Origin of the sequence: Nocardioides koreensis, from assembly GCF_039531775.1 — a bacterium.
Lineage (GTDB): Bacteria > Actinomycetota > Actinomycetes > Propionibacteriales > Nocardioidaceae > Nocardioides > Nocardioides koreensis.
Map to the genome: position 1 here is coordinate 1 of NZ_BAAAQR010000021.1, position 18,919 is coordinate 18,919.

General features: G+C 73.0%; 21 protein-coding genes. 9 read left to right on the plus strand and 12 right to left on the minus strand.

Features of this window, described 5'->3' with window-relative positions:
* Window positions 1-120: 120 nt before the first annotated feature.
* Entirely contained in the window at window positions 121-1,290 is a 1,170-nt protein-coding gene (locus tag ABD268_RS22590; RefSeq protein WP_344158171.1) for a CHASE3 domain-containing protein, read from the minus strand.
* Between the two features lie 109 nt (window positions 1,291-1,399).
* Window positions 1,400-1,981 carry a hypothetical protein gene (locus ABD268_RS22595; RefSeq protein ID WP_344158174.1) on the minus strand — a complete coding sequence of 194 codons (582 nt, stop codon included), beginning with the start codon at window positions 1,979-1,981 and terminating at the stop codon, window positions 1,400-1,402.
* Window positions 1,982-2,154: 173 nt separating this feature from the next.
* Between ABD268_RS22595 and ABD268_RS22600 the strand changes: the two genes are divergently transcribed.
* Together ABD268_RS22600 and ABD268_RS22605 are read left to right on the plus strand one after the other, a co-directional pair.
* On the plus strand, window positions 2,155-3,273 hold the full coding sequence (locus ABD268_RS22600) for a serine/threonine-protein kinase (RefSeq protein ID WP_344158177.1): 1,119 nt from the start codon (window positions 2,155-2,157) through the stop codon (window positions 3,271-3,273).
* On the plus strand, window positions 3,270-3,719 hold the full coding sequence (locus ABD268_RS22605; RefSeq protein WP_344158180.1) for a hypothetical protein: 450 nt from the start codon (window positions 3,270-3,272) through the stop codon (window positions 3,717-3,719). The genes ABD268_RS22600 and ABD268_RS22605 overlap by 4 nt, the downstream gene beginning before the upstream one ends.
* A gap of 25 nt (window positions 3,720-3,744) precedes the next feature.
* Here ABD268_RS22605 and ABD268_RS22610 read toward each other — a convergent pair whose 3' ends face one another.
* Window positions 3,745-3,933: a hypothetical protein gene (locus tag ABD268_RS22610; protein WP_344158183.1), complete on the minus strand. Its 189-nt coding sequence runs from the start codon at window positions 3,931-3,933 to the stop codon at window positions 3,745-3,747.
* 30 nt (window positions 3,934-3,963) lie between these two features.
* Here ABD268_RS22610 and ABD268_RS22615 point away from each other — a divergent pair, with 30 nt between their 5' ends.
* The gene (locus tag ABD268_RS22615) at window positions 3,964-4,566 is read left to right on the plus strand and encodes a C40 family peptidase (protein ID WP_344158186.1); all 603 of its coding nucleotides are present in this window, start codon (window positions 3,964-3,966) and stop codon (window positions 4,564-4,566) included.
* An 8-nt stretch (window positions 4,567-4,574) separates the two neighbouring features.
* Here ABD268_RS22615 and ABD268_RS22620 read toward each other — a convergent pair whose 3' ends face one another.
* Window positions 4,575-5,306, minus strand: a complete 732-nt coding sequence (locus tag ABD268_RS22620) for a class I SAM-dependent DNA methyltransferase (RefSeq protein ID WP_344158189.1) — start codon at window positions 5,304-5,306, stop codon at window positions 4,575-4,577.
* Window positions 5,307-5,363: 57 nt separating this feature from the next.
* Window positions 5,364-5,753: a DUF2237 family protein gene (locus tag ABD268_RS22625; protein WP_344158192.1), complete on the minus strand. Its 390-nt coding sequence runs from the start codon at window positions 5,751-5,753 to the stop codon at window positions 5,364-5,366.
* 126 nt (window positions 5,754-5,879) lie between these two features.
* Between ABD268_RS22625 and ABD268_RS22630 the strand changes: the two genes are divergently transcribed.
* On the plus strand, window positions 5,880-6,317 hold the full coding sequence (locus ABD268_RS22630) for a hypothetical protein (RefSeq protein WP_344158195.1): 438 nt from the start codon (window positions 5,880-5,882) through the stop codon (window positions 6,315-6,317).
* Window positions 6,318-6,331: 14 nt separating this feature from the next.
* Here the strand turns inward: ABD268_RS22630 and ABD268_RS22635 are convergent, their stop codons facing one another.
* Window positions 6,332-6,781 (minus strand): hypothetical protein, encoded by a 450-nt coding sequence (locus tag ABD268_RS22635; RefSeq protein ID WP_344158198.1) that lies wholly within the window; start codon window positions 6,779-6,781, stop codon window positions 6,332-6,334.
* Between the two features lie 224 nt (window positions 6,782-7,005).
* On the opposite strand from ABD268_RS22635, the gene ABD268_RS22640 reads away from it, so the two are divergent.
* Window positions 7,006-8,451, plus strand: a complete 1,446-nt coding sequence (locus ABD268_RS22640; RefSeq protein ID WP_344158201.1) for a sulfatase-like hydrolase/transferase — start codon at window positions 7,006-7,008, stop codon at window positions 8,449-8,451.
* Window positions 8,452-8,470: 19 nt separating this feature from the next.
* On the opposite strand, the gene ABD268_RS22645 is transcribed toward ABD268_RS22640, so the two are convergent.
* Entirely contained in the window at window positions 8,471-9,763 is a 1,293-nt protein-coding gene (locus ABD268_RS22645; protein WP_344158204.1) for a hypothetical protein, read from the minus strand.
* A 1-nt stretch (window position 9,764) separates the two neighbouring features.
* Window positions 9,765-10,163: a hypothetical protein gene (locus tag ABD268_RS22650; RefSeq protein ID WP_344158207.1), complete on the minus strand. Its 399-nt coding sequence runs from the start codon at window positions 10,161-10,163 to the stop codon at window positions 9,765-9,767.
* 129 nt (window positions 10,164-10,292) lie between these two features.
* On the opposite strand from ABD268_RS22650, the gene ABD268_RS22655 reads away from it, so the two are divergent.
* From ABD268_RS22655 to ABD268_RS22665, 3 genes are all read left to right on the plus strand, one after another.
* Window positions 10,293-10,901, plus strand: a complete 609-nt coding sequence (locus ABD268_RS22655; RefSeq protein ID WP_344158210.1) for a hypothetical protein — start codon at window positions 10,293-10,295, stop codon at window positions 10,899-10,901.
* A 93-nt stretch (window positions 10,902-10,994) separates the two neighbouring features.
* Entirely contained in the window at window positions 10,995-12,146 is a 1,152-nt protein-coding gene (locus ABD268_RS22660; protein WP_344158213.1) for an acyl-CoA dehydrogenase family protein, read from the plus strand.
* A gap of 27 nt (window positions 12,147-12,173) precedes the next feature.
* Entirely contained in the window at window positions 12,174-13,331 is a 1,158-nt protein-coding gene (locus tag ABD268_RS22665; RefSeq protein WP_344158216.1) for an acyl-CoA dehydrogenase family protein, read from the plus strand.
* An 18-nt stretch (window positions 13,332-13,349) separates the two neighbouring features.
* Here ABD268_RS22665 and ABD268_RS22670 read toward each other — a convergent pair whose 3' ends face one another.
* Window positions 13,350-15,296 carry a vWA domain-containing protein gene (locus ABD268_RS22670; protein ID WP_344158219.1) on the minus strand — a complete coding sequence of 649 codons (1,947 nt, stop codon included), beginning with the start codon at window positions 15,294-15,296 and terminating at the stop codon, window positions 13,350-13,352.
* A gap of 84 nt (window positions 15,297-15,380) precedes the next feature.
* Window positions 15,381-16,505 (minus strand): 23S rRNA (uracil(747)-C(5))-methyltransferase RlmC, encoded by a 1,125-nt coding sequence (gene rlmC / locus ABD268_RS22675; RefSeq protein WP_344158222.1) that lies wholly within the window; start codon window positions 16,503-16,505, stop codon window positions 15,381-15,383.
* 47 nt (window positions 16,506-16,552) lie between these two features.
* Here rlmC and ABD268_RS22680 point away from each other — a divergent pair, with 47 nt between their 5' ends.
* Window positions 16,553-16,864: a glutaredoxin domain-containing protein gene (locus ABD268_RS22680; RefSeq protein ID WP_344158225.1), complete on the plus strand. Its 312-nt coding sequence runs from the start codon at window positions 16,553-16,555 to the stop codon at window positions 16,862-16,864.
* 21 nt (window positions 16,865-16,885) lie between these two features.
* Here ABD268_RS22680 and ABD268_RS22685 read toward each other — a convergent pair whose 3' ends face one another.
* Window positions 16,886-17,329: a hypothetical protein gene (locus ABD268_RS22685; RefSeq protein ID WP_344158228.1), complete on the minus strand. Its 444-nt coding sequence runs from the start codon at window positions 17,327-17,329 to the stop codon at window positions 16,886-16,888.
* Between the two features lie 198 nt (window positions 17,330-17,527).
* Window positions 17,528-18,790: an HNH endonuclease signature motif containing protein gene (locus tag ABD268_RS22690; RefSeq protein ID WP_344158230.1), complete on the minus strand. Its 1,263-nt coding sequence runs from the start codon at window positions 18,788-18,790 to the stop codon at window positions 17,528-17,530.
* Between the last annotated feature and the right edge of the window lie 129 nt (window positions 18,791-18,919).

Below are 18,919 nucleotides of genomic sequence, written 5' to 3' on the forward strand. Positions count from 1 at the left end.
TGGGACACGAAGACCTCCGTGGTGATTCAGGTGTGGGTGCGTGGTTGCTCCACACCTCACCCGGAGGCCTTCGTCATCGTCCAGCAGGCACGCCGTACCTAACGTCCGTGGTCAGTACACCTAGGGCTTGCTGCGTGAGGGCGCCGTCCCGTCCGAGGCCGGCAGCTCCTGGCTCGCCAGGTCCGTCCGGCCCGTCTGGTCCGTGCCCTCGTCCCTGGCGGCGGCGTTCGCCCGGATCGCGTCCTCGTTCATCTCGAAGATCATCTGCCGCAGCTCCCGGATGATCCCGTCGGCCTCGTCGATGAGCGAGTTGAGGGTGCCGGCCAGCTCGGCGCGCTGGGAGGCGAGCGCGCTGAGCTTCAGCCCGAGCCCGAAGAGCCGCTGGATCGTGGTGTCGTGCAGGTCCGCGGCGACGCGCTGGCGCTCGGTGTGCACGCTCAGCTCGTGCTGCGCGGCGACCAGCTCGGCAGACCGGTCCACGACGCTCATCCGCATCTTCTCGGCCGCCTCGGCCATCAGCCGCACCTCCTCGGGCCCGGAGGCGTCGATGCGCCGGTCGTACTCACCGGAAGAGACCGCCTCGAGCTGGCCCATCAGCCGTCCCAGCGGCCGGGTGAGCGAGAAGTGCAGCAACGTCACGGTCGCGGCCAGGGCGAGCAGGGCGAGGGCCACCGCCACCATCATCGCGAGCTCGACGTTGCGCTGTGCCGCGCCCAGCCGCGCCACCTCGTCGCCCACGAGCTTCTCCATCTCGACCTGGAGGGCGTCGAGCCGCTCCCGCAGCGCGTCGAAGACGACCTTGTCCTTGCGCTGGCGGGCCTCGTTGCGGACCGCCTCGGGGCCCCGCGCGCGCACCGTGGCCACCTCGGCCTCGACGTTGGTGCGCCAGGCGACCGCCGCGGCCTTCACGTCGGCCAGGAGCGTCAGCGCGCCGCGCCGGCCGCGCAACAGGTCCGCGAGCTGCGCCTCCAGCTTCGCGGCCCGGCGTACCCCGACGCGGTAGGGCTCGAGGAAGGAGTCCTTGCCGGTGAGGACGAAGCCGCGCTGCCCGGTCTCCTCGTCGACGTACGCCGTGAGCAGCCGCTGGGCGGCGGTCTGCGCGGGGCGCAGGTGGTCGTTGAGCACCGTCGTCGAGTCGTGCACCTGACCCCGGGTCACGACCGTCGCGGCCGCACCGTTGCCCACGGCCAGCAGCGCCAGGACCGCGGCCGCGATCAGCCAGAAGCGCAGGGACCGCACCGAGCGGAACGGGACGTCCCGCGGGTGCTCCTCACGCGTCCTGCGCGCCACGCTCACGTCCCCTCACAGCCAGGCCCGACTCGGATCGGGACAGTACCGCCACGGTACTTGCGTGGCACCCGATCAGCCCCGCAGGGCCGCACTCGCGGCGAGGGTGGTCTCAGCCGGCGCGCGGCGCCGGGATGCCGGCCTCGAGGCCGGGCAGCACGTTGGCCAGCGGGTCCGGGTGCAGCGGACGGCCTCCGTGTGGCCGGGGCGAGATCCGCAGGTCGGCGAAGCCCCGCCACTCACCGTCGCCGCGGGCACAGCACAGCTCGAACGTCTCGGCACCGCACTGGCGGGCCCCGAGCGAGAGCAGCCGGCCACCGGCCACGAGGTACGGCGTCGCCGCGACCAGCATCCGCTCACGGGCCGTACGCCGGGAGCCGCGGGCCGGGGCCCGGAGGAACAGGTCGCCCACCGAGCCGTCCGGGTTGTCCAGCCGCAGCGCCAAGCTGGTCACCGCCACCGCGTTGCCGGTGAGGGTGGCGGCGTACGACAGGCGCACCTGCGCGTCGCCCACCCCGGTCTCGTCGATCCACTCGACGCCCGTGCCGGGCTCCAGCCCGTGCCGGAACAGCCGCGCTCCGAGGGTCTCCCCGGCGGGCAACCACGGCTGGACCGGGCCGAGGCCGACGCTGCGGGAGACCGTGGAGATCAGTGCGGACGGGCCGGCCTGGCGCGCGCTGGCGAGGATCGACATGGTGGAGTCGTGCCCCGTCGTGGCGATCTCAACCGTGGTGCAGACCACTTTTCCCGACCACGTCCCGAGGATTGAGACCCGGCGGGGGCGGGCACGGGTTCTGGCGCGGACGCGAGGACCGGCGCGCGCTGGAACGACCACGGCACCGGTCGAGCCCGAGAACAGGAGTGGATGTGACGAGCGAGCCGATCGCGCTGGCCGAGCGGTACGACCTCGAGGAGGTCATCGGTCGCGGCGGGATGGCCGAGGTGTACCGCGCCACCGACCAGGTCCTGCACCGCGCGGTGGCCGTCAAGGTCCTGCGCGACACCGCCGACGACGAGTCCGACCGGCTCCGGTTCACCGGCGAGGCCCGGACCCTGGCGCGCCTGAGCCACCCGAGCCTGGTGATGGTGCTCGACGCCGGGATCACCTCGGAGCGGCCGTACCTGGTGATGGAGCTGGTCGAGGGGCAGACCCTCGCCGCCTGCTGCTCGGGCGAGGCGCTCGATCCCGACCGGGTCGCCAGGATCGGTGCCCAGCTGGCCGCAGCCCTGGCCTACGCCCACGACGAGCGGGTCGTGCACCGCGACGTGAAGCCCGGCAACGTGCTGCTCGACGCCGAGGACCGGGTGAAGCTCGCGGACTTCGGCATCGCCAGGCTCATCGGCGACACCGTGCGGCACACCCGCACCGGCCACGCGATCGGCACCGCGGCGTACCTCGCCCCCGAGCAGGTGCAGGGCGGGGAGATCACTCCCGCCGTCGACGTCTACTCGCTCGGCCTGGTCCTGCTCGAGGCGCTGACCGGCGAGCGGGCCTACCCCGGCTCCCCCACCGAGTCGGCGCTCGCCCGCCTGCAGCGCCAGCCCGACGTACCGGCCTCGCTGTCCGCGGACTGGCGGCACCTGCTGACCGCGATGACCGCCCTGGCCCCCGCGGAGCGGCCCGCGGCGCGTGCGGTGGCCGCCGAGCTGGAGCGGCTGGCCGGCGGGACGGCGCCCTCCGCCCTCCCGACCGATCCGGACTCCACCAGGCTGCTCTCGCAGCCCGTCCCCCGCACCGCCCCGGCCCGGCGCGGCGAGCGGCGGGACTGGGTCGCGGAGACCCGGACAGCCCTCGCGAGCGTGCCGACGCACCTGTGGGGCGTGATCGGCGCGGTGGCGGCGATCCTCGTGCTGATCCTGGTCGTCGGCCTCGCCGCCGGCGGCAGCTCGGGACCGGCCGGCGACGGCGTACCAGCGAACACCCCGTCGCGGCTCCAGCAGCCGCTGCAGGACCTGCACGACGCCGTGGACGGAGGTCAGCAGTGATCGCCCGGGCCCGCTGGGTCGCCGGCGTCGTCGCCGTGCTGGTGCTGGCCGGCGGCTGCGGCGACGACGCGACCGACGACCGGGTGCCCCAGCTCGGCGCCCGGCTCGACGCGGTCGACGCGGCGGTCGCGAGCCACGACTACGACACCGCACGCACGGCGGTGGAGGCGCTCGAGCACACGGTCCAGGACGCGCGCCGCGACGGTGACCTCGACCGGTCCCGCGCCGAGGAGATCCTCGGTGCGGCCGAGACGCTGCGGCACGCGCTGCCCGGCCAGGGCCCCGCGGCGACGACGCCCCGCCAGAGCCCGACGCCGACCGAGGAGAGCGACCCCGACGAGCTCGAGAGCACCCCGGCCCCGCCGCCGGCGCCCCCGGGCAAGGAGAAGAAGGACGAGCACGACAAGCCGGAGAAGCACGGGAAGGGCCACGGGCACGACCACTGAGCCCGCACGCGGGACCTGACGGGTCCTAGCGTTGGTCCTGCGGGCCGGGGCCCTCCCCGGAGTCCTGCTGGATCTCGTCGAGCCGCTGGTGCAGCCGGTCTCGCACCTGGTCGGGTGTCATCTGCGCCCGCCGACGCTGGTCGCGGGCGATGATGACCCCCGTGGCCGCGACCCCGGCCAGACCCGCGACCCCGAGCACCCTCCACAGCTTCACGAACGGACTCCCCTCGATGACCGAGCTGACATGACCGACCTGACCCTGGACGAGGCCGTCGACCTCACCCGCACCGGAGACCTGTGGCTGTTCCGCGGCCGCTCGGCTGCCGACCACGCTATCCGGGTGCTCACCAACGCGCCGGTCAACCACGTCGGCATGGCGGTCGTGCTCGACGACATGCCGCCGCTGATGTGGCACGCCGAGCTCGGCAAGGGGCTGCTCGACGTGTGGACCGGTTCGCACCACCGGGGCGTCCAGCTGCACGACCTGCGCGAGGCCGTCGAGCAGTGGACCGGTCGCTACGAGCAGCGGACCTGGCTGCGCCAGCTCCACACCGAGGTCACCCCCGAGATGGAGGGAGCGGCGCTCCGGACCGTCGCCCGCCTGGACGGGACGCCGTTCCCGCCCACCGCGGCGCTGGTCGGCCGGTGGGCCCGGGGGCGGGTACGCCGCAAGGCCGCCGCCGAGGTGACCTACTGCGCCGAGGTGGTCGCCGCGACGTACTCCGCGATGGGGCTGCTCGACGACCGGCTGCCCACGAACTACTACGACCCTGGGATGTTCTGGTCGGGCGACGACCTGGTGCTGTCCCGGGGCCGGCTCGGGCAGGAGATCCGGGTCCTCGTCTGACCGCAGCGTCAGACCGGCATGCGCCAGACCGACACGTGGCTCTCGCTGTCGTGGGTGAAGGGCGTGCCGTTCCAGTCGGCGACCCGGCGCTCGAGCTCCATCCCGGCGAGCCGTGCCATCAGGTCGCACTCGGCCGGCCAGACGTAGCGGAAGTTGCTGGCGCCGTAGGTCACGGTCCCGTCATCGTGTCGCCGGTAGTGGTGGGACGTGCCCTGCTGGGTGGTCATGTCGTAGGTGTCGAAGCCGACGTGGTGCTGCCCGACGTGGAAGGGCACCGCGGCCTGACCCGGCGGAAAGCGCCGGATGCCGGGGATCCACAGCTCGATGACGAACCGTCCGCCCGGCGCGAGGTGGCGCGCCGCGTTGCGGAAGCAGGCGACCTGCTCGTCCTGGGTGCGCAGGTTGCCGAGGCTGTTCCACACCAGGTAGACGAGCGAGTACGGCCCCGGCATCGAGCTGGTCGCCATGTCGCCGACGACGACCGGGATGTCCGCCCGCTTCCGGTGGAGCTGGTCGACCATCGGCTGCGAGAGCTCGATGCCGCTCACCGGGACGCCACGCTCGGCCAGCGGGATGGCCACCCGCCCGGTCCCGATCGCGAGCTCGAGGGCGGGGCCGTCGCCCGCCAGCTCCGCCAGGAGGTCGACCGCGGGCTCCAGCACCTCCGGCGCGAACATGAAGGCCGAGGACTCGTCGTACCGCTGCGCCGTCTCGGCGTCCCAGATGTCACTGCTCGTCATGGGGGCAGCCTCGCCCACGACCGCCCGCGGCGGACACCCGTTTTCGCGCCGGGCCAGTCAGGCCAGCGAGCTGGCGTCACCCGGCACGTCGACGGAGTGCTCCTCCAGCAGGTCGATCGGGATGACCTCGAGTGCGCGTTCGCTGGTGGAGGCGAGCACGACCGGGGCGGCGGCCCCGGCGTCGTACGCCTGCAGCCAGCGAGACGCCACCACGCACCACCGGTCGCCCGGCACCAGGCCGGGGAACCGCCACTCCGGCCGCGGTGTCGACAGGTCGTTGCCGACCGAGCGCTGGTGCTCGAGGAACTCGGTGGTCATCACCGCGCAGACCGCGTGCAGCCCTGGGTCCTCGTTGCCGCACCGGCACGAGCCGTCGCGGTGGAAGCCCGTCACCGGGTCGGTCCCGCAGGCCTCGAGAGGGCCGCCCAGCACGTTGCGCTCGTCCACGCGTCGAGCCTGACACACGACCCTGACGGACGACGGCACCGCTCGGGAGACGGCGTGACCTTCGCCCCTGAGCCCGACCCTGCCGGCCACCTAGCCTGAGTCGACCACGACGGAGGACCGATCCCGATGACACGCACCGCCGCGCCCGTCCGCCGCAGCCGGTCGGCGCGGCGCGTGGGCTACGCGATCGCCGTCCTGGTCAACGCCGCCGTGCTCTACGGCGCCAACCGGTGGCCGGGGTGGGAGGAGATCCCGTTCCTGACCGGTGACACCGCGCAGGTCATGGACTGGGTCAACGCCTCGATCCTCACCAACCTCGTGGCCAACGTGCTCTACTTCGTGGCCGACCCGCCCCGGGTGCGTGCGCTCGGCGACGTGGTGACGACCTCGGTGGGGATCGTCGCGCTGGTGCGGATCTGGCAGGTCTTCCCCTTCGACGTCGACAGCGACTCGTCAGGCTGGGGGCTGGTCCTGCGCGTCCTGCTCGCCGTGGCCCTGATCGGCAGCGCCATCGGCATCGTGACCGGGCTGGTCAGGCTGGCGCGCGGCGCGCCCCGCGGCTGAGGACGCGGGCGTCCCTACTCGGTGGTGGCGCGTCCCAGCTCGGTGAGCTCCCAGACACCGGGCTGGCGCGGCGGCATGATCAGGCCGTCGTCGAGCATCGCCTTGCGCTCCAGCCGGGCGGCGTACCGCCAGCGCAGCTCGCCCTGGTTCACGGTCTCGTGGTCGGCCGGTCGCAGCACCGGCTCCATCCGCCGCGCCAGCTCGGCCATCACGTCCTCGACCTCGGCGCGGCCGCCGTTGTCCTGGAGCGTCGCCAGGATGTGCGGGCGGAACTCCCGCTGGGGCGTACGCCGTGGCGGCGCGCTGGTCACGCTCGTCCCGGCGGCCTTGGCCCGCGACACGCGGGGTGCGGCCTTCTTCGCCGGTGCCTTCTTCTCCGGCGGTGGCGGCGGGGGCTGCCCGTGCACGCACTGGCTCAGCGGGAGGTCACACAGCTCGCAGTAGTCATCGACCGGGGGTGTCATCGTGACAACCTTGCCGCCGCCCGCGGGCGACCGCAAGCCGGGGTCGCTCCCGATGCCTAGGCTGTGCCCAGCCGCCGCCCCCTGGCCTGAGGAGGAGTCATGGACCGGACCGCGCTGGGCGCCGGGTGACGACGGCGCGCGGCTTGGGTGCCCGTGCAGACTCGGCGGAGGTCCCGACGCCCCACCGACACGATTCGGCCCGACCCCCAGGAGGTCCGATCCAGGTGCCCGCCAGTCCCGTCCCACCCGGTCTCGTCACGAGGAGGAGGCTCCTCCTCGGGGCCGGCGGCGCGCTCGGCGCGGGTCTCACCGCGGCGTGCAGCAGCGGGGCCGGAGCGAGCGAGGCGGAGCGCCGGCGGGCCGCGCGGCGACGCGAGGCGCAACGGAAGGGCCGCGACAGCCGCCTGAACGTCCTGTGGATCATCACCGACGACGCCACCCGCCGGACCCTCGAGACGATGCCGTACACGATGGACCAGCTCGTCGGGCAGGGCGTCAACTTCACCAACGGCTACGTCGCGGTCCCCTGGTGCGGCCCGGCCCGGGCCTCGATGCTGACCGGGATGTACCTGCACAACCACGGCTGCGACACCAACAAGACCCACCGGGCCTTCGTGCACAAGGGACTCGACCAGGACACGGTGGCCACCCGGCTGTCCGCGGCGGGGTACGTCAACGGCTACTTCGGCAAGTACATGAACGGCCAGGCCCAGGACCCGGCGTACGTCGCGCCGGGCTGGGACCGCTGGGTCACGCTGACCGACTCCGACTCGCAGCTCAACGTCGACGGCACGGACCACCGGCTCGACCCCGACGGGGACGTTCCCGACCAGTTCTCGGCCGACCACTGCAGCGAGTTCATCGTCGACAATGCCGGCCACCCCTGGTTCGCCGTGTTCGCGCCCACCGCGCCGCACGACCCGTACACCCCCAGCGCGGAGCACGTCCACGACTTCGACGGCGTCACCTGGGACCCGCCGGCGTTCAACGAGCGGAACCTCGGCGACAAGGCCCCCTTCCTGCGCTCCGACCCCGAGCAGGAGCACCACAAGATGCGCCGGATCTGGGAGGGCAAGCTCGAGGAGCTCCGCGACGTCGACGACGAGGTCCGCGAGCTCATGGTCACCCTGGCCGACACCGGCCAGCTGGAGGACACCGTGATCATCATGGTCTCCGACAACGGCTACCTGCTCGGCGAGCACCGGCTCTTCCAGAAGAAGCAGCCCTACGAGGAGTCGACGGGCATCCCGTTCGTGGTGCGCGGCCCCGGCTTCGCCACGGGCGCGCCCCGGGCGCTGGTGAGCCAAGTGGACCTGATGCCGACGACCCTCGCGATCGCCGGCCTGGACCCGGACGCCGGCCGTGCCCTGGACGGCCGGTCGATGCTGGCGAACCTGCGCAGCGGTGACTGGAGCGACTGGCGTCGCAGGCTGCTCTCGGAGAACCCCAAGCAGGGGTGGGCCCAGCTCCGCGAGGGCAATCTCGCCTACATCGACTACTACGCGCACGACGCCGCCGAGCTCTACGACCTGCGCAAGGATCCCCACCAGATGCGCTCCGTCCCGGCGAGCGCCTCGGCACGCGCCGCGAGCGTGCGCTCGCGCGCCCGGCGCGAGGTGGACGCGCTCCGCGGTGCGGGTGGCCTGGAGCTGCGGGCACTCGAGGTGTGACCGCAGGCGGCGCAGGCCTTCAGTCGAGCACGGGAGGAGCGATGTCCTCGTCCTCGAGCTCCCACTCCTCGTCGAAGTGATCGCGCTCGGACTTCTTGGAGCGGTCACGGCTGCGGTCGCCGCCGCGCCCGGTGGCGCCCGTCGACGCACCCCGGCCGCCGGCGGTCCCGCGGCTGCCGCTCCCGGGCCGACCGTCGGAGCGACCAGCCGAGCGGCCGGAGCCGCCGCCGGAGCTGCCGGTGCCGCCGGTGCCGGCCGTCGTGGCGCCGCGGCCGAGCGTCCCGGAGACCCCGGACCTGGCGGCGGAGCCGATCGGGCGGACGCCCGCCGCCGAGGACGAGGAGACGGGCGTGATCGCGCCGCGCACGCCGGAGAGGTTGCCGCCGAGGCCGCCGGCCGCGAGGCCACCCATGAGACCGGCACCGCCGGTGATCCCGGCTCCGGCTCCCACCGAGCTCGCCGGCGCCGTCGTCCCGGACGCGCCGGTCGACAGCGCGCCGGGCACGCCGGCGCCCGGCGTGGGCCCCGACCACGAGCTCTGGGCGTTGCCGCCCGGGGAGGCCGTGGTCGACCCGTGGGTCGCCGGCGGGGCGGTCGTGCCGCTCGCCGGCGCATGGCCCGGTCCGCTGGTGACCAGCCCGGGCGAGTGGCTGGGGGACCCGCTCGACGAGCTCGACCCGTCGTACGACGTGGGGGCCGTGGTCCGGCCCTGCCCGCCGGAGCCGCCGGTCGAGCCCGAGCCACCACCGGAGCCGTCCGTCGTCGAGGTCTTGTGGACCGGGTCCGGCTCCCCGTGGATCTTCTTCATCGTCTCGGTCGCCGAGCGGTACTGCACGTCCATGTCGGTCGTGATCGCCTTCGACCGGGCCTCACGCTGCTGCTGGTCGTGCTGGTAGGTGGCGACGCTGCTGCGGTACGCCGCCTGCTTCTCGAGGTCCTTGTCGGTGGGCGGCGCGCCCGGGGCCGGCGGCTCGGGAGCCACGGGCTCGTTCGGCGGCGGACCCATCTCGCGGCGCTGCTGGCGGGCGGACGTCACGGCGCGGGCCGTCAGCATGAGGGCGTCACCGCCCGCGCGGAGCTCGTCGGACTTCTTGCCCATGGCCGCGGCCGAACGGTTGAACGCGTGGGCCGCGGCGGGGCCGGTCTCCCCGCCCAGGACGGCGGCCTGCGCGGCGGCGTGCTCGATGCTGGTCCTCACGTGCGCCAGCAGGGCGGCGGCCTGGCTCCAGGCATAGCCGCCGTTCTGGACCGCGCCCTCGTGACTGCCGTCGAGCCAGGAGTCGAGCCTGGTCTCCTCGGGTCCCTTCGCCATGTCAGGAGCCCTCCCCGGGCAGGGTGCACGAGCCCGACTCGGCGATGCTGGGGGTCGCCACGCAGCTGGCGGCCTGCTGCAGGCCCTGGAGCTGCTCCGCGCTCATCTCGTCCGCGGCCAGCGCGGAGTCGCGGAACTTCTTGAGGTTGTCGCTGAAGCCGTGCAGGCCCTTGACCATCTCGACCATGGCCGCCGCGACCTTGGCGTGTGCCTTGGTGGTGTTGACGCCCAGCTCCACCGCCGAGGGCGCCGGCCCGAACGCGTGCTGCGGGACGTCCGCCAGCCTGGTCTCGCCGAGGGCCGAGGACCCCGCGTCGAGCATCTCCATGATCTGGCCGATGACGTCCGGATCGACCGACAGGTCGCTGAGCGTCGAGCCCACGTCCGCGATGGTGACCACTGCGGTCTCCTCCCCCTACCCGAGTGCTTGCAGGTGACCAACGAGCGTCTACCCGACGCGTCACGGGACGAAACGTTTCGACGATGATGGCCACGGGAACTGCAGACCAGAGCGTAGGAGGAGTCTCGGGTGAACAGGTTGACGGGTACGGCGGTCGGTGGCGGACTGGCCCTCGCGCTGCTGCTGAGCGGCTGCGGCGGCGGCAGCGATGCCAGCGAAGGACCCGCCGCTCCGACGGGCTCCGGCAGCACCTCCCCCAGCCAGTCCTCCAGCGACTCGGCCGGCGAGACTCCGTCGAGCACCTCCACGGTGGAGCCGGCCACCGGCCCCCTGCTGGAGGCCGAGCACGCCACGATGATCGCCCCGACGGGCTACCGCCACATCCCCGACATGGTGGAGTTCGAGACGTCCGCTGGGGGCTCGCGAGGGGGCAGCATCGACGTGGTGACCCTGGGCGAGACGCCGTGGGGCAGCGACGAGGACCTCGACGAGGCCGTGCGGCTGACCACCAGGTCGTGGCCGGCCGGGCGACCCGACCGGCTGGCGGACGTCGAGATCGACGGCGTCCCCGCCTTCCACCTGGCGGGCCTGTCCGGCAAGTACACCGCGCTCGAGGAGTACGGCGCCCTCTACCAGGGTGACCTCGTGTACTTCACCTTCTCGCTCGACAACATCAACTCGAAGGCCAAGCGGCGCGCGGCCATCGAGTCCTCGCTCGCCACGGTCCGGTGGCGGTGACGGTCCAGCCGGGTCGGTAGCCGCTTCACGACCTCCGGGTACGGTGCGAAGGGCCGGGCCGCGACAGGCCCGCCGCCGACCCAGGAGACGCCGATGCAGCTGGAGCTGTCCCCCGAGGACGCCGCCTTCCGCGACGAGATGCGGACCTTCTTCACCACGAAGGTCCCCCAGGAGATCCGCGACGCGGTCGCCGAGCGTCGCGAGCTGACCAAGGAGCAGGTCGTCGAGAGCATGCAGGTGCTCAACGCGCACGGACTCGCCGTACCCCACTGGCCCGTCGAGTGGGGCGGTCAGGACTGGTCACCGCTTCGCCGCCACATCTGGCACGAGGAGATGCAGCGCGCCTGCGTCCCGACGCCGCTGGCGTTCAACGCCTCGATGGTCGGCCCGGTGATCGCGGCCTTCGGCTCGCAGGAGCTCAAGGAACGGTTCCTGCCGAAGACCGCGAACCTCGACATCTGGTGGTCGCAGGGCTTCTCCGAGCCGGACGCCGGCTCCGACCTCGCCTCGCTGCGGACGACCGCGGTCCGCGACGGCGACGAGCTCGTCGTCAACGGGCAGAAGACGTGGACGACGCTGGGCCAGTACGGCGACTGGATCTTCTGCCTGGTGCGCACCGACCCGGAGGCGAAGAAGCAGCGCGGCATCTCGTTCCTGCTCATCGACATGACCTCGCCCGGCGTCACGGTGCGGCCGATCGAGCTGATCGACGGCGGCCACGAGGTCAACGAGGTGTGGTTCGAGGACGTCCGCGTCCCGGCCGAGAACCTCGTCGGCGAGCTGAACGCCGGCTGGGACTACGCGAAGTTCCTGCTCGGCAACGAGCGGGTCGGCGTCGCGCCGGTGGGGGCCACCAAGCGGGTGCTCGCGCAGGCCAAGGAGTGGGCCGGCGACCAGCTCGCGGACCCGCTCACCGCCGCCCGGTTCGCCGAGCTGGAGAACGAGCTGCTCGCCCTCGAGCTGACCGCGCTGCGGGTGGTGGCGCACTCCGCCGACGGCAAGCCGCACCCCGCCTCGTCGGTGCTCAAGCTCAAGGGCACCGAGCTGCAGCAGGCCGTCAGCGAGCTGGTCGTGGACCTCGCCGGACCGGCGTCGCTGGCCTCGGGGGCCGGGGCCGGATCGGACGTCCCGGAGTGGGCCAGGCGCGCCACCCCGGCGTACCTCAACCTCCGCAAGGCGTCGATCTACGGCGGGTCCAACGAGATCCAGCGGCAGATCATCGCGAAGACGATCCTCGGGCTCTGACCGGAACTCTGGAAGAGGCGGACTGACATGGACTTCACCTACGACGAGGAGCAGCAGGCGCTGCGCGAGGCCGTGCGCGGCCTGGTCGGCAAGGCGTACGCCGACTTCGAGAACCGCCGCCGTACCGTCGCCGAGGACCCCGGGTTCGACGAGACCCTGTGGGGCCGGCTCGCGGAGATGGGCATCCTCGGGCTGCCGTTCCGAGAGGAGTACGGCGGGTCGGGCGCGGGACCGATCGAGGTCGGCATCGTCGCCCAGGAGATGGGCCGGGTGCTGGCCCCGGAGCCGTACCTCACCGGCGTGGTGCTCGCCGGCGGCCTCGTCGCCGCGGCCGGCACCGAGGAGCAGCGGGGTGAGGTGCTCGGGGCGCTCTCCGCGGGCGAGCGGGTGCTGGCGTTCGCGCACGCCGAGCCGGGCTCGCGCTGGGCAGCCACCGCCTCGACCGTCACCGCCTCGTCGTCCGGCTCGTCGTCCGGGGAGGGCTGGACGGTCTCCGGCGTGAAGGAGCCGGTGCCGTACGGCGCCCGCGCCGACCAGCTGGTGGTGAGCGCGGCGCTGCCCGAAGGAGGGACGGGCCTCTTCCTGGTCGACCCGTCCGCCACCGGCGTAGCGCGTGACGGCTACCCCACCCACGACGGCGGCCGGGCCGCCCGGGTCGCGTTCGACGACGCCCCCGCGGTGCCGCTCGGCGCGGCCGGGGTCGACGCGTCGTCCTCGATCGCCGCAGTGCTGGACATCGCCCGGGTGATGGCCTGCAACGAGGCGATCGGCGCGATGGAGGTCGCCCTGGACGCGACCACGTCGTACCTCACCAGCCGCAAGCAGTTCGGCGTCACCCTGAACACCTTCCAGGCGCTGACCTTCCGGGCGGCGGACCTCTACGTCTCCCTCGAGCTGGCCAAGAGCGTCACCCTGTGGGCCACGATGGTGCTCGCCGCGGGCCGGCCCGAGGAGATGGCCGAGGCCGCCTCCCGGGCCGCCCTGCAGGTCAGTCGCGCCGGCCGGCACATCGGCCAGGAGGCGATCCAGCTGCACGGCGGCATCGGCATGACCGCGGAGTACAGCATCGGCAGCTACACCAGCCGGCTCACCGCCCTCGACCACCTGCTCGGCGACGGCGACCACCACCTGCGGCTGCTCGCCGCCACGGTCGGCGACCACGAGGAGGTCGACCCGCTCCGCTGAGCTCAGGTCGTGTGGGCCTCAGGTCGTGCGGCGACGACGCAGCGCCACCGCCAGGCCCAGCAGCAGCGCGACGAGGCCGAGGCCCGCGATCGCGACGATGCCCGGGCTGAGGCCGTCGCCGTCCTCGGCCCCCGCCGGTGAGGCCCTGTCCCCGCCGGGCTCCGCACCGGCCGTCGGGTCGCTCGCGGCCTCGTCCTGCGCGGCCGCGACGGCGAGCGCCTCGAGGGGCTGGGTCACCTCGGCGCCCCCGTCGTACGCCGGGGCGCCGCCGGGCTCGCCGAGGACCTCGACCTCCAGCGTGTAGGGCTGCACCCAGGTGTCTCCGCCGGAGTCGGCGTTCATCGAGATCACCACGTAGTGGTCGCCCGGGAGCACCGGGTGACCGTCGCCGTAGGCCTCGCGGTTGCGGTAGCGCACCACGGGGGACATCGCGGTCAGCTCGCCGGCGTCCTGGCCGGGCATGATCGACGTGCTGTCGGTGCCGTCGGCGTATCCGGACATCGCCCCGAGCATGCTCGAGTAGAGCTGCACGTCCCCGAACGGGCCCTGGACACCGGTCAGGTCCTCCACCCCCGGCGTGCCGGCGGGGAACCTCGCCCGGACGGTGAGCTGTTGGCCCCAGTCCAGCGGCACCCGGACGATCTGGGACTCGCCGGGCACGATGTCGAGGGCGTAGCGGCCGGTCCCGATCCGCGGGGCGTCGGCGAAGCCGGTGCCCGCCACCAGCTTCCGGGCCTTCCCGGAGACCGAGGGCGCGACGTACTCGCCGCCCTCCTGCCACTGCGGCAGCCGGTCCACCCCGGTCGCGGGCGGTTCCTCGAACACCGTCAGCGAGAAGGGCGCGCTCCGGGTGTCCTCCCAGTTGCCCCGCTGGACGGCGATGTCCAGGGCGTCGCCCTTCCAGCAGTCGTCCTCGCCGCTCGCGACGTCCCGACCGCTCAGGACCTCCGCGGAGAGGACGGAGTACTGGTCGACGTCGCGGTAGTCGTCCTCGGCGTCGCACTCCGAACCGTCCGGGCCGGTCAGCGTCACCCCGATCTCGTCCCACTTCCCGACCGTGCCGCGGGTGGTGGCGGTGACGTGGATCGTCGAGCCGGGGAGGGTGCGCTGGACGCGGTAGTGCCGCACCGCGTCCGGGCTGCCCTTGCCACCGACCACGTCCGTCCACTGGCCCGCGGTGATGGTGGGCGCGTCCTGCGCGGTGCGGGCGCCCTGGACCGGCGTACCGGTCAGCGAGAACGGACGCACCGCCCGTTGCGACACCCGGGTGAGGGTCTTCACGATCTCGAGCGCGGAGTCGGCGTTGTAGTAGGTGCCCTTGCCCTGCTCGGCGACGCACTGCAGCTGCTGCCGCGCGCTGCCGGAGACGCTCAGGCCCACGACGTCGATCTGCAGGTCGACGCCGGACGAGGTCAGCTCGGCGGCCACCTTGCAGGGGTCGGGGGCGCAGGTCGCGAGGCCGTCGGAGACGAGCACGACGGACCGCTTGCCCTCGTCACCGATGTCCTTCGCGGCCTCGCGGAGGGCGTAGCCGATCGGGGTCTCGCCGTACGGCTTCACCTCGTCGATGGCGTCCCGGAGGTCCTGGCGGTTGTCGGTGCCGGGCGGGACGGCCAGCTGGCTGTCGGTGCAGGCACCGTCCTGGTCCTTGTCGAAGACCGTGGCGCCGTAGACGCGCAGCCCGACGTTCGAGTCGCCGGGCAGCTTGTCGACCACCGTGGTGAGCGCCTTCTTGGCCGCGGCGATCCGGGTGGAGCCACCGCCACCGGCCGGCTCGGCCATCGACCCGGACGAGTCGAGGACCAGGATCATCCGTCCGTAGTCGGTCTCGACCTCGGGGTCGGCGGCCCCGGCGGGGCTGACCGCGAGAACGGACCCGGCCAGCAGGGTGGCAGCGGCCAGGGTGGCAGCGGTCAGCGTCGCCGCGAGCGCAGGACGGACACGGGTGTGGATCGGGCAGGACATGTGAGACGGCTCCCCCTGGTCGGCTGGCCGGGAGGCTACCCGCGGTGCCGCACTTCAACCGTCAGAGGTCCGCGCACCCGGACCTCACCGGCGCTCGAGCAGCACCATGACCTCGTAGTGCCCGGTGTTCGGGAACATGTCGAGCACCCGTCCCCGCGTCGGCACCAGCGAGGGCATGGCCGCGAGGTCCCTGGCGAGGGACTGGGCGTTGCAGCTGGAGTAGACGACGTCCCGCACGTCGGAGGACTCCAGCCAGGCGCTGAGCTCGGGGCCGATGCCGCGCCGCGGCGGGTTGACGATGACCAGGTCGGGCGCGCTCTCGGCGGTCAGTGCGTACGCCGTGGCGTCGCCGGCGTGGAAGTGCGCGGCGCCCAGCCCGGCCTCGTCCGCACTGAGCCGGGCGCTGGCGATCGCCTCCGCGCTCGCCTCGATGCCGACGACCTCGCGGCCCGGGGCGGCGGAGTGCAGGGCGAAGCCGCCGACCCCGCAGTAGAGGTCCCAGACCGCGGCCGGTGCCTTCTCCTCGACCCACTCCCGGCCCTGCCGGTAGAGCGCCGCGGCCATCTCGGTGTTCGTCTGGAAGAAGCTCTGTGGTCGCAGGTGCAGGTCGACGTCGTTGACCCGCATCCGCAGCGTCTCCGGCTCCGTCAGCAGGATCTCGCGGTCGCCCTCGAGCACGGCCTTGTGCTCGGGCTGCAGGTTGACCGAGACCACGACGAGGTCGGGCAGGTCCGCCCGCAGCCCCGGCAGGTGCTTGCGGATCCGCGCGACCGGCTCCTGCGAGCGGAGCACGAACCGGAGCATCAGCTCGCCGTCCGGCGACTCGGTGAGCAGCAGGTACTTCAGCTCGCCGCGCCGGCCCGGCACGTCGTACGGCGTGATCCCGGCGCGGGCGACGAAGTCCGCGAGCGTGGGCAGTGCCGCCCGGATGCCGGGGGTGTGCAGCCCGCAGCCGCGCAGGTCCACCCCGTGGCCGTCATGGTCGAGGATGCCCAGGGTCGGCTCGTCGACCGTGCCGCCGGCGACCATCTTCGCCTTGTTGCGGAAGCCGTGCTGCCTGCTCTCCACCGGCGGCAGCCACCGCAGCCCCGCGTGGCCCGCCAGCAGCTCCTCGCACTGCCGCTGCTTGCCGGCCAGCTGGTGGGAGTAGGGCTGCTCGATCAGGGTGCAGGACCGGCATCGGCCGGCCTCGTAGTAGGCGCAGTGCATCGCGGGCCAAGGCTACCCAGCGGGCCCGTCGGCTAGCCTTCGCGACCGTGAACCTCCGTCGCCGCCTCTTCGGCCACCCCGCCTCCGTCCCGCACGAGAAGGCCATCGAGCAGGCGCAGCGGGGCGTGGCGATCTACTGGCGACCGGGGTGCACGTTCTGCGCGGTGCTGACCAACAGCGTGCGTCGGTACGCCGACCGCGCAGCCTGGGTGAACATCTGGAAGGACCCCGAGGCCGCGGCCTTCGTCCGCAGCGTGAACGGCGGCAACGAGACCGTGCCGACCGTCGTCATCGACGGCGTGGCGCACACGAACCCGGCCCCGCTCACGGTGCGGAAGGCGTTGCGCGCCCTGGTGTGAGAAGTGGCCGCCGGCTTGCGGTCACAGCTCCCAGCGGAGGGTCACGAACGTCTTGCCGGTGTCACCGACCTGCCGACCCCTGATCGTCCCGGTGATCCCCTCGAAGGCCCCGGTGCCGGAGGTGATGGTCCCCTTGAACCGGGGATCCGACTCGTTCAGCGACACGTGGCCGATGATGAGCCCGCCCTTGACCGCGAGCGCCACGTCCACTGACGCCTCGTGGGTCTTGCGGTTGAAGCTGCCGCTGACGGTGTCGAACCCGACGAACTTCCCCGTCTCGGCCGACCTCGCCTTGTCGGTGCCGACGAAGCTGTTCTTGCCGACATTGTGGGAGCCGGTCTCGGTCAGGACCAGCTTCGTGGTGTGCACCGTGCTCTTGGCCGTGGCCGCGCCGGGCAGCACGGCGGCACCCGAGAGCATGGTCACCGAGATCAGGGCCGCGGACGCGGCCAGCGTCTTGTTCATGTCGTCCTCGATCCTTGGGCTGTCGGGTGCAGCACCTCAGCCGGCGGGCCGAGGGCCGCACATGCACTCTCTCGATGCTCCTCCGGCCTCGGGCCATGGATTCGTCTCGACCGGACAATCACCGAAATCAGGGATGCTGCCCGGGTTCTGTCCCCTCGCGGACGGTGCCTGGGCTAGGCGCCGCGGCCGGCGGTCGGCCTACGTCCGCCGTCGGAAACGCACGTCCCCGTTGGGCATCCTGCTGAGCAGGTAGCCGGGGTCGTGGGCACGGTGGTGGTGCCACGGACAGAGCAGGACCCCGTCCTCGATGTCGGTCCTGCCGCCCCCGCTCCAGGGTGTGAGGTGATGGGCCTCGGTCCAGGCAGCCGGGATGTCGCAGCCGTCCGCCCGGCACTCTCCGTCGCGCACGGCCATCGCGATGCGCTGCGCCTTGTCGAAGAGTCGCTTCTCACGGCCGAGGTGCAGCGGCTGCCCCTTGCCGTCGAGGACCAGCGGCATGATCGAGGCGTTGCAGGCCAGCCGCATCGCCTCGCCCGCCGAGATCCGGTCGCCGGTGTTGAGTCCGGCCGCTCCCACCTGGTCGCGCAGGGCAGCGAGGTCGATCGTCACGATGACCGAGGTCGACGCGCCGCCGTGGTGCGGCAGCCGCCGGCTCGGCACTGCCTCCAGCAGGGAGCAGAAGGCCTGGCCGAGCAGGACGGGGTAGGGCACCCGCTGGCCGGTGGCCGTGTCCGCCCGGTCCGCGTCAGGCACGAGGTGGCCGCGCCGGGGCGAGGCGTACGCCTCGAGGTAGGTCTTCAGCCGTCCGGCCACCGCGTCGGAGACACGGATGCGGATGTCGGTGGTCCCGTCCCCGCGGCGACGCATGGTCAACCGCGTGGTCTGCCGCGCTCGGCGTTCCTCGTCCTCCAGCTTGCGGCGCTCCTGGTCGTCGAACTCGTCCGGGGCGACCGTCTCCAGCACCTTGGTGCCGAGGATGCGCAGCCGCTTCGGGCCGAAGTGGCCCGCCTCGGCGATCAGGTGGGCCTCGGCCTTCGCCAGGATCGTCGGGGCCAAGTCCGTCGGCAGCGCGTCCAGCGCCGCCGCGATCACCCGGGTCTGCTCGACGTTGACCAGACCCGACTGCAGCGCCTCCCGGAGCCCACACCACCGGGACTCCAGCGACTGGGCCAGCCGACCCTGGGCGGTCATCGGTCCGCGTGCACCGCGAACCTGGTGCGCCAGCCACGACGCGGCCGACCTCATGCCCGCGTCCAACGCCACGTCGTCGGCCCCGGCCAGCACCCGCAGGTGCAGTCCGTGCAGCCGGTCCGCGAGCCGCGACAGCTCCACCAGCGCCTCCGCCTTCGCCGCCGTCGGCAAGGACATCGGGTCGACGGCTGCCACAAGGTCCAGCGCCGCGCCGATCTCCGCGGCGCACGTCAGCACCGGGTGATCGAAGGTGCTCTGCAGGTCTGCCATGACGTGTTTTCAACCGGTAGTTGCAACTCGTGACTGAGTTGGAAGAGGTTGCCGGCCATGCCTGGTGCGCGATTGACGGTGGAGCAGCGACGAACGATTGAACGGGGGTACCGGATCGGGTTGTCGCAG

Excerpts from the sequence above, each read along its gene's own strand:
- ABD268_RS22630 (WP_344158195.1), top strand. The coding sequence starts at position 5,880 with ATGACACGCACCGCCGCGCCCGTCCGCCGCAGCCGGTCGGCGCGGCGC.
- ABD268_RS22645 (WP_344158204.1), bottom strand. The coding sequence starts at position 9,763 with ATGGCGAAGGGACCCGAGGAGACCAGGCTCGACTCCTGGCTCGACGGC.
- ABD268_RS22615 (WP_344158186.1), top strand. The coding sequence starts at position 3,964 with ATGACCGACCTGACCCTGGACGAGGCCGTCGACCTCACCCGCACCGGA.
- ABD268_RS22635 (WP_344158198.1), bottom strand. The coding sequence starts at position 6,781 with ATGACACCCCCGGTCGATGACTACTGCGAGCTGTGTGACCTCCCGCTG.
- ABD268_RS22690 (WP_344158230.1), bottom strand. The coding sequence starts at position 18,790 with ATGGCAGACCTGCAGAGCACCTTCGATCACCCGGTGCTGACGTGCGCC.
- ABD268_RS22685 (WP_344158228.1), bottom strand. The coding sequence starts at position 17,329 with ATGAACAAGACGCTGGCCGCGTCCGCGGCCCTGATCTCGGTGACCATG.
- rlmC (WP_344158222.1), bottom strand. The coding sequence starts at position 16,505 with ATGCACTGCGCCTACTACGAGGCCGGCCGATGCCGGTCCTGCACCCTG.
- ABD268_RS22595 (WP_344158174.1), bottom strand. The coding sequence starts at position 1,981 with ATGTCGATCCTCGCCAGCGCGCGCCAGGCCGGCCCGTCCGCACTGATC.
- ABD268_RS22620 (WP_344158189.1), bottom strand. The coding sequence starts at position 5,306 with ATGACGAGCAGTGACATCTGGGACGCCGAGACGGCGCAGCGGTACGAC.
- ABD268_RS22665 (WP_344158216.1), top strand. The coding sequence starts at position 12,174 with ATGGACTTCACCTACGACGAGGAGCAGCAGGCGCTGCGCGAGGCCGTG.
- ABD268_RS22660 (WP_344158213.1), top strand. The coding sequence starts at position 10,995 with ATGCAGCTGGAGCTGTCCCCCGAGGACGCCGCCTTCCGCGACGAGATG.
- ABD268_RS22670 (WP_344158219.1), bottom strand. The coding sequence starts at position 15,296 with ATGTCCTGCCCGATCCACACCCGTGTCCGTCCTGCGCTCGCGGCGACG.